At 68.8% G+C, this 15568-nt stretch carries 12 protein-coding genes and 1 pseudogene; 5 read left to right on the top strand and 8 right to left on the bottom strand.

From position 1 onward, the window contains the following. Entirely contained in the window at positions 1 to 1020 is a 1020-nt protein-coding gene (gene gap, locus K3U93_RS10205) for a type I glyceraldehyde-3-phosphate dehydrogenase (RefSeq protein WP_071513520.1), read from the bottom strand. A gap of 452 nt (positions 1021 to 1472) precedes the next feature. Here gap and K3U93_RS10200 point away from each other — a divergent pair, with 452 nt between their 5' ends. Beyond that, entirely contained in the window at positions 1473 to 2057 is a 585-nt protein-coding gene (locus K3U93_RS10200; protein ID WP_071513541.1) for a hypothetical protein, read from the top strand. A gap of 65 nt (positions 2058 to 2122) precedes the next feature. On the opposite strand, the gene K3U93_RS10195 is transcribed toward K3U93_RS10200, so the two are convergent. Both K3U93_RS10195 and K3U93_RS10190 read right to left on the bottom strand, forming a co-directional pair. Further along, positions 2123 to 2938: a L,D-transpeptidase gene (locus K3U93_RS10195; RefSeq protein WP_083010863.1), complete on the bottom strand. Its 816-nt coding sequence runs from the start codon at positions 2936 to 2938 to the stop codon at positions 2123 to 2125. 156 nt (positions 2939 to 3094) lie between these two features. Next, positions 3095 to 4864, bottom strand: a complete 1770-nt coding sequence (locus tag K3U93_RS10190; RefSeq protein ID WP_083010862.1) for a DUF3556 domain-containing protein — start codon at positions 4862 to 4864, stop codon at positions 3095 to 3097. Between the two features lie 148 nt (positions 4865 to 5012). On the opposite strand from K3U93_RS10190, the gene K3U93_RS10185 reads away from it, so the two are divergent. The 4 genes from K3U93_RS10185 to K3U93_RS10170 all read left to right on the top strand — a co-directional run bounded on the left by K3U93_RS10185 (position 5013) and on the right by K3U93_RS10170 (position 9315). Beyond that, complete coding sequence (locus K3U93_RS10185) at positions 5013 to 5330, top strand: hypothetical protein (RefSeq protein ID WP_176219988.1); 318 nt, start codon at positions 5013 to 5015, stop codon at positions 5328 to 5330. 284 nt (positions 5331 to 5614) lie between these two features. Beyond that, the gene (locus tag K3U93_RS10180; protein WP_083010861.1) at positions 5615 to 6436 is read left to right on the top strand and encodes a lysophospholipid acyltransferase family protein; all 822 of its coding nucleotides are present in this window, start codon (positions 5615 to 5617) and stop codon (positions 6434 to 6436) included. A 3-nt stretch (positions 6437 to 6439) separates the two neighbouring features. Continuing rightward, a complete protein-coding gene (gene fadD12, locus K3U93_RS10175) occupies positions 6440 to 8062 on the top strand; it encodes an acyl-CoA ligase FadD12 (RefSeq protein WP_083010860.1) in 1623 nt (540 codons plus the stop codon). Further along, positions 8062 to 9315 carry an alpha/beta hydrolase gene (locus K3U93_RS10170; protein ID WP_083010859.1) on the top strand — a complete coding sequence of 418 codons (1254 nt, stop codon included), beginning with the start codon at positions 8062 to 8064 and terminating at the stop codon, positions 9313 to 9315. Before fadD12 ends, K3U93_RS10170 begins: the two co-directional genes overlap by 1 nt. On the opposite strand, the gene K3U93_RS10165 is transcribed toward K3U93_RS10170, so the two are convergent. From K3U93_RS10165 to uvrC, 5 genes and pseudogenes are all read right to left on the bottom strand, one after another. Next, on the bottom strand, positions 9312 to 10715 hold the full coding sequence (locus tag K3U93_RS10165; protein ID WP_083010858.1) for a WS/DGAT/MGAT family O-acyltransferase: 1404 nt from the start codon (positions 10713 to 10715) through the stop codon (positions 9312 to 9314). The two genes, K3U93_RS10170 and K3U93_RS10165, sit on opposite strands and share 4 nt — an antisense overlap. Before the next feature lie 20 nt (positions 10716 to 10735). Then, complete coding sequence (gene whiA, locus K3U93_RS10160) at positions 10736 to 11713, bottom strand: DNA-binding protein WhiA (RefSeq protein ID WP_071513528.1); 978 nt, start codon at positions 11711 to 11713, stop codon at positions 10736 to 10738. Next, a pseudogene (gene yvcK / locus K3U93_RS10155) lies at positions 11710 to 12742 on the bottom strand (uridine diphosphate-N-acetylglucosamine-binding protein YvcK). Before yvcK ends, whiA begins: the two are co-directional and overlap by 4 nt. Then, positions 12739 to 13626, bottom strand: coding sequence for an RNase adapter RapZ (rapZ, locus tag K3U93_RS10150; RefSeq protein ID WP_071513530.1), 888 nt, complete (start codon positions 13624 to 13626; stop codon positions 12739 to 12741). Before rapZ ends, yvcK begins: the two are co-directional and overlap by 4 nt. Continuing rightward, on the bottom strand, positions 13623 to 15566 hold the full coding sequence (gene uvrC / locus K3U93_RS10145; RefSeq protein ID WP_083010857.1) for an excinuclease ABC subunit UvrC: 1944 nt from the start codon (positions 15564 to 15566) through the stop codon (positions 13623 to 13625). The genes rapZ and uvrC overlap by 4 nt, the downstream gene beginning before the upstream one ends. Between the last annotated feature and the right edge of the window lie 2 nt (positions 15567 to 15568).

Genomic DNA, 15568 nt, shown 5'->3' with positions numbered 1-15568 from the left:
TTACAGCGACTTGCCGACCAGGGCGACCAGGTCGATGAGGCGGTTGGAGTAGCCCCATTCGTTGTCGTACCAGGACACCACCTTGGCCTGGTTGTCGATCACCTTGGTCAGGCCCGAGTCGAAGATCGAACTGTGCGGGTCGGTGACGATGTCGCTCGACACGATCGGCGCGTCGTAGTACTTCAGGATGCCCTTGAGCCTGCCCTCGGCGGCGGCCTTGAATGCCGCGTTGATCTCGTCGACGCTGGCGGACTTGGCCAGGTCGGCGGTCAGGTCGGTGACCGAGCCGGTGGGAACCGGCACCCGCAGGGCGTAACCGTCGAGCTTGCCCTTCAGCTCCGGCAGCACCAGCCCGATCGCCTTGGCCGCCCCGGTGGAGGTCGGCACGATGTTCAGCGCGGCGGCGCGGGCGCGACGCAGGTCCTTGTGCGGCCCGTCCTGCAGGTTCTGGTCCTGGGTGTAGGCGTGGATGGTGGTCATCAGGCCCTTGACGATGCCGAACTCGTCGTGCAGCACCTTGGCCAGCGGCGCAAGGCAATTCGTGGTGCACGAGGCGTTGGAGATGATGTCTTGGCTGCCGTCGTACTTGTCGTCGTTGACGCCCAGGACGATGGTGATGTCGGGGTCGGTGGCGGGCGCGGAGATGATCACCTTTTTGGCGCCGGCGTCCAGGTGACCCCTGGCCTTGGCCGCGTTGGTGAACAGGCCCGTGGACTCGACGACGACGTCGACGCCGAGGTCCTTCCACGGCATCGCCGCCGGGCCCTCCCTGACCTCGAGCGCCTTGATCTTGTGGTTGCCGACGACGATGGTGTCCTCGCCTTCGAGGCTGACGTCATAGGGCAGCCGACCCAGGATCGAGTCGAAGCGCAGCAGGTGCGCCAGCGTGGCGTTGTCGGTGATGTCGTTGACGGCGACCACCTCGATGCCGGTGGTGCCCCCCTCCCGTTGAGCCAGCAAGGCCCGGTAGAAGTTGCGCCCGATTCGACCGAAGCCGTTGATGCCTACTCGGACCGTCACTTGTCTCTCCCTGTCTACCTATGTCCGCCAATGAGCAATCATTGTCAGCCTAGATCAGCAAGGAGAACGGCTAGGGGGCTGGTGACAATCCCCGGCTTCTGTCCCCGTTGCCGCGCGAAAAGCCAGGTTCAACCGGGGAGATGTGGTTGAAGGGCGTCGACGGACGTATGTGACAACCATCCGCCGATGCCCTTCCTCGCCGCACCATATTCGGACGGTCGATGACGCGGTGGCCGAACGGTCGCAATGTGTCCGGCATCACCGGGCCACCGCGCCGGATTGTGACACCGTCGTGACGTCACCATTTGGAAACGGCGCGGTGCGGCGCGACCCGTGTTCCGCACGGGCTGCCGACAATTGGCCCAGTCGTCGAAAAACGACGGCTATGCGGTTCTGCTGCACCAATTGATCGCAGAAATATCTGAGCGCGAATATAAGGAGAGTTGACGCTGATGGCGATCGTCGATCGGTTCAACATCAAAGTAGTCGCCAGCGCCGGGTTGTGCGGGGCCGCTATAGCGTTGAGCCCGGACGCGGCAGCCGCCCCGCTGAAAACCGGTGGCTATGCGTGCGTCCAGGGGCTGGCTGGCGACGCTGCAGCGCCGGCGGCCGGCGGACCGGCAGCCGCCGCCGGAGCGGCGGCCGGGGACGTGTGCAGCGCCGCACTCACGGACATGGCCGGTGTCCCGTTGGCCGTGCCCGGGCCGGTGCCGGTGGGTGCGCCGGTGCCGGTTGGCGCTCCGCTGATTGCGCTTGGCCCGCCGGTGCCAGCCGGTGCTCCCCTGCCCTTGGGCGCGCCGGTGCCGGCCGGTGCTCCGGTGCCTCCGGTGCTGCCGGTTGGTGCGCCGCTGATCGCGCTCGGGGGTGCGCCGTTGGCGGTGGGCGCCCCTGTGGATCCCGTCCCGGTCGCTCCCCTCATCGACATGGCCGGGGCCAAGGACGCGCCGAGTGGTCCGCCGCCGGCTGGCGGGCCCGTGCCCGGTCAGCCGGTTCTGCCCGGCCCTTCGGCCACCTCTCCGGCGACGGGCGCGCGCTGAGGCTCTTCCAGCGATGGCTCACGCCCATCGGCGGTGCGGGAGCCTCGTGAAGCCGACGGCCGCTGTTATTCCTGCACGATCACCGGGTCGCCAACGTTGACCGCGTTGAAGTACCACTCCGCGTCCGCGGGGCTCAGGCTGATGCAGCCGTGGCTGACATTCTCCAGCCCCAGTGAATTGACGGCCCACGGAGCCGAATGCACAAAGAGGCCGCGGCCGGTGATGCGGACGGCGTAATCCACCGGGATCCGGTACCCGTCGGGATCGTCGACGGGGATGCCGACGCTGCTCGAGTCCATAATCACCGTGCGTTCCTTGGACAAGACGGTGTAGGTGCCGACGGGCGTCGGGAACTCCGGCCTACCCATCGAGGCCGGCATCACCCCTTCTTCGCCCCAGTGGGGTCGGTGGTGGGGCGCCGGTAGTGAAGGCGGCGGCCCCGACTCGACTCCGTCGACGCTCACGGTGAACGTGTGATCCGAGATGCTGGCGACGCCGACGACGGCAGGGCCCGTTTTGAAGTCCGTGGCAAGGCCGCCCACCGATAGCGCCACTGTGGTGTGCGCCGGCCAGAAGTGGTCGGGGACCCACCGCACAACGTTGTTGTCGAGCCATTCGAACTTGCCGGTCATCGGGGGCGCCGACTTGACATTGAGGGCACTCTCGGCCGCGTGCCGGTTGGCTGGGGTGGCTATGGGCGCACCGAACGTCACCACCACCGGGTGCGCCACACCCACCACCGCGCCCGGCGCTGGTAGAACCGACGCGATGGCGGACCCATACGAATGGTCCGCCGCCGCTTGGCTGACGCCGGCCGGCCCCGGAACCACACTCGCCGTGACCCCGATCACCGCAAGAACACACCGAACAGCCGTCCGCATGGCCCCAATCCCTTTTAACTGACATAGTTGTAATAGTGATCGTAGGGGTGCGGTGAAGAGCGGAAGTGAAAGGGCGCGTTAGCAATTGGATCAAGCCTCGGTCACGTTTTGGTTACGGCGAGCCATGGGCACCGAAACGCAAGAAATCACACGTCGTCATCGCGTGCGGCGCTGGGCGGTGACGTGGACGGGGAACTGGTCACCGGGCTCGGGCCACGGCTGGCGGGTCAGCATGTCCGCGACGTCGACGTAGCCCGCCTCGAGCAGCCCGGTCTTGGCGTCGAGGATGCGGTACCACTGCTTTTGGACGTGGATCGGTTGGCCTTCGAGAACGATGACGCGGACGTCGCCCTCCTCGAAGCGGCAGCGCCGTTGCACCGCTTCCAGCAGCTGCTCGTTGTGCAGGTGGCCCTCGCCGAAGTTCCATCCGACGAGGGGCCCGGCAACGATTTCGCCCTCGCGCACGCTGTAGTCGGCCTCGCTTGCCTCTCCCTCCAAAGCGCGGGGCAGCAGGCCGTTGAGCGCCCTGCCATGCGCGTGCATCGCGCGGAACGCGGCCGTCTTGTCGCTCATGATCTCGGCGGTGGCCGCGTCGTAGAGCTTGGCCAACTGATTGACAACGAGCGCGGAGCTTTTGACCACGTCGGCCTCGATCTTGTCCTCGGCGCCGGCGCGGAAGCACCACACGCTGGTGGCCCAGTTGCCGGCGTAGTAGCGCATCGCGGGCAGGAACGAAATCTTTTCCGGGAAAAGGTTTCCCGCGATCGGCACCACGACGAGCGCGACGATCAGGATGGCCAGCAGCAGCGGCGATGACAGGTCGACGGCGTGGATGGCGCCGTAGTGCCCGAACAAATAGAACAGCGAGAAGATGAAGAACACGTTCCACTCCAACGGGACTCCCATCGGGAGGTTGGACAGGATGTTGAGGTGGAAGATCACCATGAACCCGATGAGCCACCAGCGCCATGGCTGCCCGTCGGCGACGAACACCAGAATCCCCGGAACCAGGAATTCGGCCGTGGTGCCGCCGACATGGGCCATGGCCTTGGGCAACCAGGAGGGTCGTAGGTCGTTGACCGGGTCGAGGTACAGCGCGTGCTTGAACCCGTTGAACAGCTTGCTCCGCAGCAGCGCGTTGTTGCTCGTCATCACCGACACGACGTACGGGAAATGCTCGTTGAGCTTGGAAGTCGCCGCGCCCCACCACAAGCCGAGCATGATGATCTTGAAGGCCGCGATCTGATCGGTGAACGGAAAGAAAAACACGATCAGCTTCAGCCAATAATGTTCGCCGCGGGCGGCCAGGAAGATGGTCTTGTCGCGCAGGCCCAGGATCGCCAGGGCGACGATCGTCGGCGCCACCAGCACCGGGTCGATCAGTCCGACCTGCGCGCCCGAGCCGCCGCCGGTGACCGGCCCGCCCTGACCGGCCGACAACAGCGCCCACACCCCGCCGATCAACACGACGACATACAGCGCGACGTCGACGACGGTGCGGGTGTCACCGCGGGTGAACGGAACCTTGCCCGGCCAGGGAGGTAGCCGAATCGTGTTGGGACGCAACCAATAAAGGAACCCGCCGATCGGTGGCATGAACCGCCCTGTCAGCGGCCCGGATCCGCAGCCAAAGCCCAAAACCTCGAACAGCAGCGTGAAGACGATGAGCTTCTGGTACACGATCGGCTGCGTCCACCAGTCGCCGATGCGGCCCAGCCCGCCCAGGCCGGGGGTCAGCGAGATGACCGCGGCGGGAACGGCGACGTACAGCCCGATCTTGATCAGGTAGAGCAGATACACCGCGTACGGAGTCCCGAAGCCATGTTCGGCCCAGTGCCGGGTCGCGACCTGCAGTCGCGCCGCCCGCGGCAGTGTCCGCCACGTGTCACGGTCGACGTCCGGAAGCTCCGGTGACATGAATCCCATCTATCGCACCGCCTCGACCGGCGATGCCGACGCCGAAAACCGCTGGGGCGGGTGCTGATTCAGCCGCCGCGGACTCAAAGGCCTACCGGACCACGGACCGCGCCCTGCGCGGGGGCACCCCGGCCGAGGGCCGAAGGGCGAATCGCCGGTGCAGGTTTTCGATCAGGCCGTCGAGCGTTTGGCGGTCCTGTTCTTCGACACGCGCCATGCGCCGAAAGCCGCAGGCGGCTTCGGCGTCACCGTCGGCCTCCGCCTGGGCGATCACCTTGTGGTATTGGCCGATGCGATGATCGACGAGGCGGCGGCTCTGGGCGAGCAGACGCAGGAAGTAGTCGGCCTGACGGTGATCGGCCGTATCCGCCGCGGCGGCGGTTTGGTCGCCGCCAATAGCGGCCTGACCCATCGCCACGGGGCGGACCGCACTACCGCGGGGCCGAAACCCACGCCGATCACGGGCGCCGTTTGACCTGTACCCAGCGACCGGGCGCGCACCACGCTCTTCGGACAAACCGGCGACATCCATGGCGTCACTCTCAGCTGCTGATTTCAACTTCGGCGGGGTAACCATAGCGCGCCGAAACGATGGGCACCATACGTTCCCACGACCAACGTCAAACTGCTTGCCGTCGGCCCGCCACGCGGCCGGGCGAAACACCGTGACGGCGGCTGCGCCCCCGGTCGCTACCATCGAGGGGCTCGACGAGGCCCGCCAAACCCAAGCGGCCCCGGGCGGAGCGTCAAGGGAGGAACGTGACCGACAGCGATAGCCCCAAAACGGGGGACATCGGCAAATTCGACCCTGGCCTGACCCGGCGCCTGATGGCCGTGATGCGCCCCGTCCTGAAGACGTACTTCCGGTCGGAGGTGCGCGGCCTGGATTCCTTCCCGCCCGGCGGAGCGCTGGTGGTCGCCAACCACTCCGGTGGCATGTTCCCCATGGACGTCCCGGTCTTCAGCGTCGACTTCTACGAAAAGTTCGGCTACGACCGGCCGGTCTACACGCTGAGCCACGACATCCTGATGACCGGCCCCACCGGAGAGCTCTTCAGGCGCACCGGCTACATCCGGGCCAGCCGGGAGAACGCGGCCAAGGCCCTGCGGTCCGGCGGGGTGGTGATCGTCTTTCCCGGCGGCGACTACGACGCGTACCGGCCCACGCTCTCGGAGAACGTCATCGACTTCAACGGCCGCAAGGGTTACGTCAGCGCGGCGATCGAAGCCGGCGTGCCCATCGTGCCGGCGGTGTCCATCGGCGGGCAGGAGACCCAGCTCTACCTGTCCCGCGGCACCTGGCTGGCCGAGCGGCTGCGGCTGAAGCGCTTGCTGCGCAGCGACATCCTGCCGCTCTCGTTCGGCTTCCCGTTCGGGTTCAGCGCCGCGATCCCGCCGAACCTGCCGCTGCCCGCCAAGATCGTCACGCAGGTGCTCGATCCGATCGACCTCGCGGAGCGGTTCGGCGAGGACCCGGACGTGGACCTAGACGTGGACAAGGTCGACGAGCACGTGCGCTCGGTGATGCAACGGGCCCTCGACGGCCTCGCCGCCGAGCGCCGGTTCCCGATCCTGGGCTGAGCCATGGCGACCCGTATCAGCCAGGCCCTCGGCCTGATCGGCACCATGCGCCGCGCGGGGTTGATCGCGCCGATGCGACCCGACCGCTACCTGAGGATCGCCGCGGCCATGCGTCGCGAAGGCATGGGCATCACCGTGGGTTTCGCCAGCGCGGCGCGGCGCTGCCCCGACCGTCCCGGCCTGGTCGACGAGCTGGGCACGCTGACCTGGCGGCAGCTCGACGAGCGGATCAACGCGTTGGCCGCGGCGCTGCAAGGGCTGCCGGGCGGGACGCCGAGGGTAGTCGGGATCATGTGCCGCAATCACCGCGGTTTCGTCGAGTCGTTGGTGGCCGCCGACCGGATCGGCGCCGACATCTTGTTGCTCAACACGTCGTTCGCCGGGCCGGCGCTCGCCGACGTGGTCAACCGCGAGGGCGCCGACACCGTCGTCTACGACGAGGAGTTCACCGCGACGGTCGACCGCGCGCTGGCCGACAAACCGGACGCCACCCGCATCCTGGCCTGGACCAATGGCCAGCACGATCTCACCGTCGAGAAACTCATCGCCGCCCACGCCGGGCAACGGCCCAAGCGCACCGGGCGCAAAGGCAGGATGATCCTGCTCACCTCCGGCACCACCGGAACACCCAAGGGCGCCAAGCAGTCTGGCGGCCGCGCCGGCATGGGCACGCTCAAGGCGATCCTGGATCGCACGCCGTGGCGGGCCGAGGAGACGATCGTGATCGTGGCGCCGATGTTTCACGCGTGGGGTTTTTCGCAGTTGGTGTTCGCCGCGTCGATGGCCTGCACGGTGGTCACCCGGCGCAAATTCGACCCCGAGGCGACGCTGGACCTCGTCGACCGCCATCGGGCGACGGGGCTGGCGGTGGTGCCGGTGATGTTCGACCGCATCATGGAGCTGCCCGACGAGGTGCGAAACCGCTACAGCGGCAAGTCATTACGGTTCGCCGCGGCATCCGGCTCACGCATGCGGCCCGATGTCGTCACCGCGTTCATGGACCGGTTCGGCGACGTGATCTACAACAACTACAACGCCACCGAGGCCGGCATGATCGCCACCGCCACCCCGCAAGACCTGCGTGCGGCGCCCGACACCGCGGGCCGGCCCGCGGGCGGAACCGAAATCCGCATCCTGGACCCAGAATTCAACGAACTGCCCACCGGCGAGGTCGGCGGCATCTACGTCCGCAACGACACCCAATTCGACGGCTACACGTCGGGCTCGACCGGCAAAGACTTCCACGCCGGGTTCATGGCGTCGGGCGACGTCGGGTACCTGGACGAGGCCGGGCGGCTGTTCGTCGTCGGCCGCGACGACGAGATGATCGTCTCCGGCGGCGAGAACGTCTACCCGATCGAGGTGGAGAAGACGCTGGCGGCACACCCCGACGTGGCGGAGGCGGCGGTCATCGGCGTCGACGACGAACAGTACGGCCAGCGGCTGGCGGCGTTCGTGGTGCTGGCCCCGGGCATGTCGGCCACCCCCGAGACCCTCAAGCAACACGTGCGGGAGAACCTGGCCAACTACAAGGTGCCGCGCGAGATCACCGTCCTCGACGAGCTGCCCCGCGGCAGCACCGGCAAGGTCCTGCGCAACGAGCTGCAAGCGCGGGTGACCGGCTGATGCGGCTGCGCAAGCCCAGGCCGCTGGCGCGCGCCGCGGTGGAATTGGCCAACGCCGCCAACGGATTACGCCCGCTGGCCCGCAAGGGCTACAGCACCGTGTTGGTGTTCTGGTTCGGCTGGCCGACGTCGGAGGTGCCGGGCCTGTACTTCTCCGCCTCGCTGGCCGACGCCCTGCGCCGCGGGCGCCGCGGCGACTTCGCCGGGCGGCGGGGCAAGGCGGCGCTGGCGCTGACGGCGGTGTCGTGGGCGATCCTGGCGGTGATCCGCTACCGCGGCGTCACCACCCCGGGCCCGGTGCTGGAGGCGGGCCTGCGCGAGCAACTCGGCGACGACTACGAAGAGGCGCTCTCTGCCCTGCCCCGGACGGAACCCACCCGCAGCGGGCGGCGCAACCTGCCGCTGGGCACCACCGTGGCGCGCCGGCGCTACGTCGAGAAGACGAACGTCGTGTCCTACGGCCCGCACGGCCGCGCCAACCTGGCCGACATCTGGCGCCGCCGCGACCTCCCACGCGACGGCAAGGCGCCGGTGCTGGTGCAGGTGCCCGGCGGCGCCTGGGTGATCGGCTGGCGCCGCCCCCAGGCCTATCCGCTGATGAGCCACCTGGCCGCCCGCGGCTGGGTGTGCGTGTCGCTGAACTACCGGGTCTCCCCGCTGCACACCTGGCCCGATCACATCGTCGACGTCAAACGGGCGCTGGCCTGGGTCAAGGACAACATCGCGCGCTACGGCGGCGACCCGAACTTCGTCGCGATCACCGGCGGGTCCGCCGGCGGGCATCTGTCCGCGCTGGCGGCGCTGACCCCGGGCCACCCCCAATTCCAGCCGGGCTTCGAGGACGCCGACACCTCGGTGGCCGCCGCGGTTCCGGTGTACGGGCGCTACGACTGGTTCTCCACCCACGGCGAGGGCCGCCGCGAATTCATCGGGCTGCTCGAAAAGTTCGTCGTCAAACGGAAATTCGCCACCCACCACCACGTCTACCTCGACGCCTCGCCGATCCGGCATCTGCGCGCCGACGCGCCACCCTTCTTCGTCTTGCACGGCCACGACGATTCCCTCATCCCGGTCGGCGAAGCCCAGGAGTTCGTCGAGCAACTGCGGGCGGTGTCGAAATCGCCCGTCGCCTACGCCGAATTGCCCAACGCGCAACACGCTTTCGACATCTTCGGTTCCCCGCGGGCGCATCGATCCGCGGAGGCCGTGGCGCGGTTTTTGTCCTGGGTCTATGCGACGAGCTACCTGGGCTAGCCGTTCAGCTCCGCGGCGGCGGTCTCCAGTTCGGTGAGCGCCGGTTCGATGGCGTCGGCCATGTCGTCGATGTCGTTGGCCACCTCGGGCGTCGTCACGAAACCGAAGTCCAGGTAGTCCCGGTAGGAGAAGCAGGTGATGTTCAGGGCGACGTCCATGACCGGCGGCCCCAGCGGCACCAGCGAATCCACCTTGGCGCCCGCCATGTACAGCGGGAAGGACGGCCCGGGGACGTTGGACACAACCAGGTTGATGGGGGCCAGGTTTCGCGATAGCCCCGTCGCGGTGTAGGCCCGCGCGGCCAACTGCAGCAGCCCCGGCGGCGTGGTCTCGGTCAGGCCCATGATCTGATGCGCCGACAGCGCCTTGGCCATCTCCTTGGCGCTCTGGGTGCTTTGGTGGATGGCCAGCAGCCGCTCGGCGGCGTCCTCGATGTCGGTGGCCAGGGAGGCGGTCATCGAGCTGATCTTGTTGCCGACGTCGCTTATCGTCTGGTCGGTGCGGGTGGAGACCGGGATCTGGGCGATGAGCGGTTTGGTCGGCAGCTCACCCCTTTTCTGCAGGTATTCGCGGGCGGCGCCGGCGACGAGCGCGAGCACGACGTCGTTGAGCTTGACGCCGAAGGAGTCCTTGACGGCCTTGACCCGCACCAGCTCGACGCGGCAGCCGGTGATCCGCCGGTGCGGCGACACGGACGCGTTGAACCGGGTCTTGGGCGCTTCGAAGTAGCGCGGCGGCCTGCTGCTGACACCCAACGCGGCGATCTGCTGGCGCAGCGTCTGCTCCACCAGCCGGGCGATGCGGAAGGGCGTCTTGATTCCGACGTTGATGAGCGCGCCCAGCGCGCGCCGCTCCAGACCCGGAAGCTGGAACCCCACCAGCGACCCGACCGTTTCCCGTTGCGGCGGACGGGGTTCGGGCGTGGTGTCCAACAGGATTTCGCCCAGCCCGGCGCCCGAGACCCCGTCGACGATGGCGTGATGCATCTTGGTCAGCGTGGCGAACCGGCCGCCGTCGGGACCTTCCAGACCCTCGATCACCCACAGTTCCCACAGCGGCCGGGAGCGGTCCAGCTTGTAGGACATCAGCCGGCCCACCAGCTCTTCGAGCTCGCGGCGACCGCCCGGGGAGGGAACGCCGATGCGACGGACGTGGAAGTCGACGTCGAGTTCCGAGTCCTCGACGAACCACGGCCGGTCCAGGCCGAGCGGCGCACCGGTGACCCGCCAACGCAGCTGCGGCAACTCCGGCAGTCGCTCGATGATCAGTTCGCGGAGGCGCTGAAAGCTGTACTCGGGCGCGTCGCTGGGATCGCAGATCGCCAGCGCACCCACGTGCATGTGCCAGCCCGCGGTTTCTGCAGACCAAAACGCCGCGTCGACGCTCGAAAGCCGTTTCATGCCCTGACGGTAGCCCCCGGTCAGGCATCCTCCAACAGGTCGGGCGTCACCGCCGACTCCGTGTCGGGGATGCCGTCGACCTTCGCCTTGCGGTCGGCCATCGACAACAGGCGCCGAATGCGGCCGGCCACAGCGTCTTTCGTCATTGGCGGGTCGGCGAGGCGCCCGAGCTCCTCCAGGGAGGCCTGCCGGTGCTCGACGCGCAGCCTGCCGGCCGAGGCCAGGTGGTCGGGGACGGTATCGCCGAGGATCTCCAGGGCACGCTCCACCCGGGCGGCCGCCGCGACCGCGGCCCGCGCCGAGCGCCGCAGATTGGCGTCGTCGAAGTTGGCGAGCCGGTTGGCCGTCGCCCGCACCTCGCGACGCAGCCGGCGCTCCTCCCACACCAGCCGGGTGTCCTGGGCGCCCATCCGGGTCAGCAGGGCGCCGATCGCCTCGCCGTCGCGCACCACCACCCGGTCGGCGCCGCGCACCTCGCGGGCCTTCGCGCTGACCCCGAGCCGGCGGGCCGCGCCCACCAGCGCCAGGGCGGCCTCCGGGCCGGGGCAGCTGACCTCCAGCGCCGACGAACGTCCCGGCTCGGTCAGCGACCCGTGCGCCAAAAACGCGCCCCGCCACGCGGCTTCGGCGTCGGTGATGCTGCCGCCGACGACCTGGGCCGGCAGGCCGCGCACCGGACGCCCCCGCATGTCGAGCAGCCCGGTCTGCCGCGCGAGCGCCTCACCGTCGTTGGCCACCCGCAGCACGTAGCGGGTGCTCTTGCGAATCCCGCTGGCCGACAACACATGCACGACCGCGTTGTACCCGTAGAGCTCGAAGATGTCCCTGCGCAGCCGCCGCGCGATGTTGCCCAGGTCCACCTCGGCCTCGACGACCACCCGGCCGCCCACGATGTGCAACCCGCCGGCGAACCTGAGCAGGGACGTGACCTCCGCGCGGCGCGCGCTGACCGATTTCACTACCAGGCGGCTCAGCTCGTCCTTGACCTCGGTCGTCATCGCCACGCGTCGTCACCCCTGATTATCGATCCGTATCTCTTCGGTGGCCGTCACCGGAGGCGCACCCGGGCCCTTGCGCCCGGCTCGGACCCCGTCCAGGGCCGCCGCGAGCTTGCCCGGGTCATGTAAAGGTGTACCAGGTCTGGCCACGTCGGCGAAGTGGACCTCGGCTTGCAGCAGCGTCGCGGTGCGGCGCAGTTGCTCGCGTTCCCGCTCACTGGGCACCCGTTCGGCGTCGATGATGATGTCGTGCACGGTGAACCCGGGTGCGTGCTGGGCCAGCACGTGCAGGTGGCGCTCCACCGAGAAACCGGCCGTCTCCCCCGGCTCGGCCACCAGGTTGAGCACCAGGGCCCGGCGGGCGGTGGTGGCCCGCAGCGCCGCCGCCAGCCCCGGCACCAGCACGTGCGGGATCACGCTGGTGAACCACGAACCCGGGCCCAGCACCACCAGGTCGGCGGCCATGATCGCGTCCACGGCCTGCCGCGTCGCGGGCGGGTCGGCCGGCAGCAGCCGCACCCGCCGCACCTTGCCGGGTGTGGTCGCGATCGCCACCTGGCCGCGGATCAGCCGGAAGATCCGCGGGTCGGCCTCCAGGCCGGACACGTCGGCCTCGATCTGCAGCGCGATCGGGCACATCGGCAGCACCCGGCCCTTGACACCGAGGATGCGGCCGAGCTCGTCGAGCGCGGCGACCGGGTCGGCCAGCACCTCGTTAAGGCCGGCCAGCATCAGGTTGCCGATCGGGTGCCCGGCCAGGGCGCCGCTGCCGCCGAACCGGTGCTGCAGGATGGTCGCCCACAGCCGCCCATAGGGGCTGTCGGATGCCAACGCCGCCAACGCCATTCGCAGGTCGCCCGGCGGCACCACGTCCAGTTCGCTGCGCAGCCGGCCCGACGAGCCGCCGTCGTCGGCGACGGTCACCACGGCGGTGACGTAGGGGGTCAGCCGGCGGGCCGCCGACAGCGTGGCGTACAGGCCGTGTCCGCCGCCCAGCGCGACGATGCCCTCGCTGTTGGGCGGGCTCATTCGCGGCCCAGGTCCCGGTGCAGTGCCCGCACCGCCAGCTGCGCTTCGGCCTTCTGGCCCTCCAGCCGCTGCATCAGCGCCTCGGCGATGGCGACGCTGCGATGCTTGCCGCCGGTGCAGCCGATCGCGACCGTCATATAGCGCTTGCCCTCCCGGCGATAGCCGTCGACGACCAGGTTTAGCAATCGATGGTAAGCGTCGAGAAACTCGGCCGCGCCCGGCTGGCTCAACACGTAATCACGCACCGCCGGATGCTGGCCGGTGAGCGGGCGCAATTCGTCGACCCAGTGCGGGTTGGGCAGGAACCGCACGTCCATCACCATGTCGGCGTCCATCGGCAGGCCGTACTTGAAGCCGAAGGACTCGATGGTGACGCTGGTGGACGCGCCGGTGTCGCCGCCGAACGCACGCTCGATGCTTTCCCGCAGGCCCCGCACCGACAGCGTCGAGGTGTCGATGATCAGGTCGGCGGTGGCGCGCACCGGGGCCAGCATCCTGCGCTCGGCGGCGATGCCCTCGGCCAGGGTCTGCTCGCCCTGCAGCGGGTGGCTGCGGCGGTTCTGTTCGTAGCGGCGCACCAGCATGTCGTCGGACGCCTCCATGAACACCACGCGCGGGGTGATGTTGCGGGTGGCCAGCTCGGTGCGCACCTCGTCGAGGTCGCCGGTGAACCCGCGCGACCGCACGTCCATCACCACCGCCAGCTGGGTGATCCGCGACCCGGCGGCCAACCCGAAGTCGACCATCCGGGTGATCAGCTGGGGCGGCAGGTTGTCGGCCACATACCAGCCGAGGTCCTCGAGCACCTTGGCCGCGGTGCCCCGCCCGGCCCCGGACAGTCCGGTCACCAGAACGACGTCGATGCCGGCGGCGGTCGCGGTCATCCCGAGGCTCCGGGCTGCTCGGGCCGCAGCGCCTCGAGGACGGCGGCGGCGGTGGCCACGCCGATGCCCGGAACGGCGGTGATCTGTTCGACGGTGGCCTCCTTGAGGCGAGCGATCGATCCGAAATGGGTCACCAGCGCCTTGCGGCGATGTTCTCCCAATCCCGGCACCGAGTCCAGCGCCGAGGTGGTCATCCGCTTCGACCGCTTGCTGCGGTGGTAGGCGATGGCGAACCGGTGCGCCTCGTCACGCACCCGCTGCAGCAGATAGAGGCCCTCGCTGTTGCGCGGCATGATGATCGGGTCCGGCTCGGAGGGCACCCATATCTCTTCCAGCCGCTTGGCCAGGCCGATCACCGCGACGTCGGTGATGCCGAGCTCCTCGAGCACGGCGCTGGCCGCGTTGACCTGCGGCGCACCGCCGTCGACGACATACAGGTTGGGCGGGTAGGCGAACCGGCGCGATTTTCCTTCCGGGGCAAGCATGTTCGGATCGTGTTGGTCACTCAGGTGCCGCAGGAACCGGCGGCGGGTCACCTCGGCGATGGAGGCGACGTCGTCGGAGCGTCCCTGCCCGGCGGCTTCCCGGATCGCGAAGTGGCGGTAGTCCGATTTACGCGGCAGTCCGTCCTCGAACACCACCAGCGAGCCCACCACATCGGTGCCCTGCACGTGGCTGATGTCCACGCATTCAATGCGCAGCGGCGCGTCGGCCAGGCCCAGGGCGTCCTGAATGTTCTGTAGCGCAGCCGATCTAGCGTTGAAGTCGCCGGCCCGCTTCAGCTTGTGTTGCTGCAGCGCCTCTTTCGCGTTGCGCTGCACGGTTTCGGCCAGCGCCCGCTTGTCGCCACGCCGCGGCACCCTTAATGCGACCCGCGATCCGCGCAGACCGGACAGCCAGCTGGCCAGCTCGTCGGCGTTGGACGGCAGGCACGGCACCAGCACCTCGCGGGGAACCGGGTTGGCGGATTCGTCGGCGGCGCCATCCAGCTCGGCCTGTTCGCCGTAGAACTGCGTCAGGAATTGCTCGACCAGTTGTTCCTCGCCGGAATCACCTGGGTCCCCGGGCTTTTCGACGATCCAGCCGCGCTGGCCGCGCACCCGGCCGCCGCGCACGTGGAACACCTGCACGGCCGCCTCGAGCTCGTCGTCGGCGAACGCCACCACGTCGGCGTCGGTGCCGTCGCCGAACACCACGGCCTGCTTCTCCATGGCCCGCTTCAGCGCGGACAGGTCGTCGCGGAGCCGCGCGGCCCGCTCGAAATCGAGTTCCCCGGCCGCGGCGTTCATCCGCTGTTCCAGGTCGCGGGCAAACCGGTCGGTCTTGCCGGACAGGAAGTCGCAGAAGTCGTTGACGATTTGGCGATGTTGCTCGGCGCTGACCCGGCCGATGCACGGCGCCGAGCACTTGTCGATGTAGCCGAGCAGGCAGGGGCGGTCGATCTGCTTGTGCCGCTTGAACACTCCGCCCGAGCAGGTGCGCGCCGGAAACACCCGGGTGAGCAGATCGAGGGTTTCCCGGATGGCCCACGCGTGTGAGTACGGCCCGAAATAGCGCACGCCCTTGCGCCGCGGGCCGCGGTAGACCATCAGCCGGGGAAACTCCTCGTTGAGGGTGACGGCCAGCACCGGATAGGACTTGTCGTCGCGGTAGCGGACGTTGAAGCGCGGATCGAATTCCTTGATCCAGTTGTATTCCAGCTGCAGCGCCTCGACTTCGGTGTTGACCACCGTCCACTCGACCTTGGCCGCAGTGGTCACCATTTGCCGGGTGCGCGGGTGCAGGCCGGCGATGTCGGCGAAGTATGACGTCAGCCTGCTGCGCAGGCTCTTGGCCTTGCCGACGTAGATGACGCGCCCGTGCGAGTCCCGGAATCGGTAGACGCCGGGCTCGACCGGGATGGACCCGGGTGCGGGGCGATACGTCGCGGGATCTGGCACGT

Origin of the sequence: Mycobacterium malmoense, from assembly GCF_019645855.1 — a bacterium.
Lineage (GTDB): Bacteria > Actinomycetota > Actinomycetes > Mycobacteriales > Mycobacteriaceae > Mycobacterium > Mycobacterium malmoense.
Note: the sequence above shows the minus strand (reverse complement) of the source record. Positions and strands in the feature narration are given on the sequence as shown.